The following is a 1,950-nucleotide window of genomic DNA, read 5'->3' as shown; positions in this document are numbered from 1 at the left end:
GGCCCCTCCCGCCCGAAAGCAGCACCTAACTTGGATTCGCGTGGGTGTCCGACACGCAGCCAATGGCCTTCCCGGCATGGACGGCGCCCACGGGCGAGGCGGATTCGTCCGCGCGCTGATGGGGAGCCTCACCGGCCCGGAGCAGCGCTTCTGGCTGCTCGTCGTCGCGGTGGGGCTCATCGCGGGGGTGGGCGCGGTGGCGCTGCTCAAGGTGCTGCGCTTCACCCAGCAGCTCTTCTGGCGCAGCACGGGCGAGGACTTCCTGGCCGGCGTCGCGGCGGCCCCCACGTGGCGCCGGGTGCTCATCCCGATTCTCGGCGGCGCGCTGGTGACGCTGCTGACGCTCATCGTCGGCCGGCCCATGCGAGGCCACGGCACCGCGGGCATCATCGAATCCATCTGGGTGAAGTCCGGCCGCCTGTCACTGCCGCGCGCGCTGCTGCGGGGGCTGGTCTCCATCCTCGCCGTGGGGCTGGGCGCGCCGCTGGGCCGCGAGGGCGCGCTGCTGTCCACCGGCGCGGCCAGTGGCTCGTCGCTGGCCCGCTGGCTGCGGCTGGGCCCTGGCCAGGCCCGCCTGCTGGTGGCCTGCGGCGCGTCCGCGGGCATGGCCTCCGCGTACAACGTCCCCGTTGGCGCGGCCCTCTTTGGCCTGGAGGTGCTGCTGGGCAGCTTCGCGCTGGAGCTGTTCGGCCCCATCGTCGTCTCGTGCGTGGTGGCGACGCTCGTGTCACGCGGCCTCATCGCGGACCACCCCAGCTTCGTGATTCCCCACTACACGCTGATGCACCCGCGCGAGCTGGTGTTGGCCATGCTGCTGGGCGTGGTGCTGGGCGCCGCGTCCGCCTTCTACGTGCGCGGCATCAACGTCATGTCGGACCTGTTGGACAAGGCCGCCGCGTGGCTGGCGCCCTTCCTGCCCCTGCTGTCCATGACGGTGGTGGGCGTGACGGCGGTGTGGCTGCCGCAACTTCTGGGCAACGGCTATGACGCGGTGAACGCGGCGCTGCTCGGCAAGCTCTCCCTGGCCCACCTGCTGCTGCTTCCGCTGGCGAAGCTGGCCCTCACCGCCACCTGCGCCGGAGCCGGCGTGCCCGGCGGACTCTTCACCCCATCCCTCTTCTACGGCGGCCTGCTGGGCGGCGCCTTCGGTGTGCTCGCCGATTGGGTGCTGCCCGGCGGCGCGCCCAGCGGCGCCTACGCGCTGCTGGGCATGGGCGCGGTGCTCGCGGGCACCACACACGCGTCGGTGTCCGCGGTGATCCTCATCTTCGAGCTCACCGGCGACTACCCGCTGGTGTTGCCGCTGATGCTCAGCGCGGTGGTGTCCGCGGTCGTCAGCCGGCGCCTGGAGCCGGAGTCGCTGTACACCTCCGTGCTCAACCGCCGCAACGTGCGCGTCCCCGCCACCGTGCCGCACTGGCTGCGCCAGGAAGGCGCCCGCGCGCTGCTCAAGCCGGTGCACCAGCGCGTCCCTCCGTCAGCGCCGCTCCAGCAGGTGCTCGCGTTCCTGCTGGAGCAGCCCCTGGGCCAGGACCTCTACGTCACCGACGAGGCGGGCCGGTACCGGGGCGCGCTGGTGCTCGACCAGTTGAAGGGGCATCTGCCGGACCACTCACAACTGCACGCCACCATCGCCGCGGACGTGATGGACGTGCGCGTGCGCCCGATTACCCCTGGCCTGTCCCTGAGCGAGGTCGCCGCCCGCTTCACGGAGACCTCCCTGGAGCGGCTCCCCGTCGTGGACGGAGAGCGGCGCCTGCTGGGCACAATCTCCAAACAGGACGTGTTGAAGCAGGGGACCTTCTGAGGAACGCGGCGTGGAAGACAGACGGATGCTGCACGGACCGGCGCGCGCATGGAGCATCGTGCTCATAGGCCTGCTGTGCATGGTGCTGAGCGTCGTCCTGCTCCACCGCCCACCGCCCGAAGTCCCGGATGTCACCCCAGGCC

1 protein-coding gene is annotated in these 1,950 nt (G+C 71.7%); it reads left to right on the top strand.

Going from position 1 to position 1,950, the window contains the following annotated elements:
- The first annotated feature begins 76 nt into the window (after positions 1–76).
- The gene (locus HNV26_RS37240; RefSeq protein ID WP_216613087.1) at positions 77–1,807 is read left to right on the top strand and encodes a chloride channel protein; all 1,731 of its coding nucleotides are present in this window, start codon (positions 77–79) and stop codon (positions 1,805–1,807) included.
- Positions 1,808–1,950 lie beyond the last annotated feature (143 nt).

This window comes from Myxococcus xanthus (genome assembly GCF_013116825.1).
Lineage (GTDB): Bacteria > Myxococcota > Myxococcia > Myxococcales > Myxococcaceae > Myxococcus > Myxococcus xanthus_B.
This window is presented reverse-complemented; position numbering and strand designations above follow the sequence as displayed.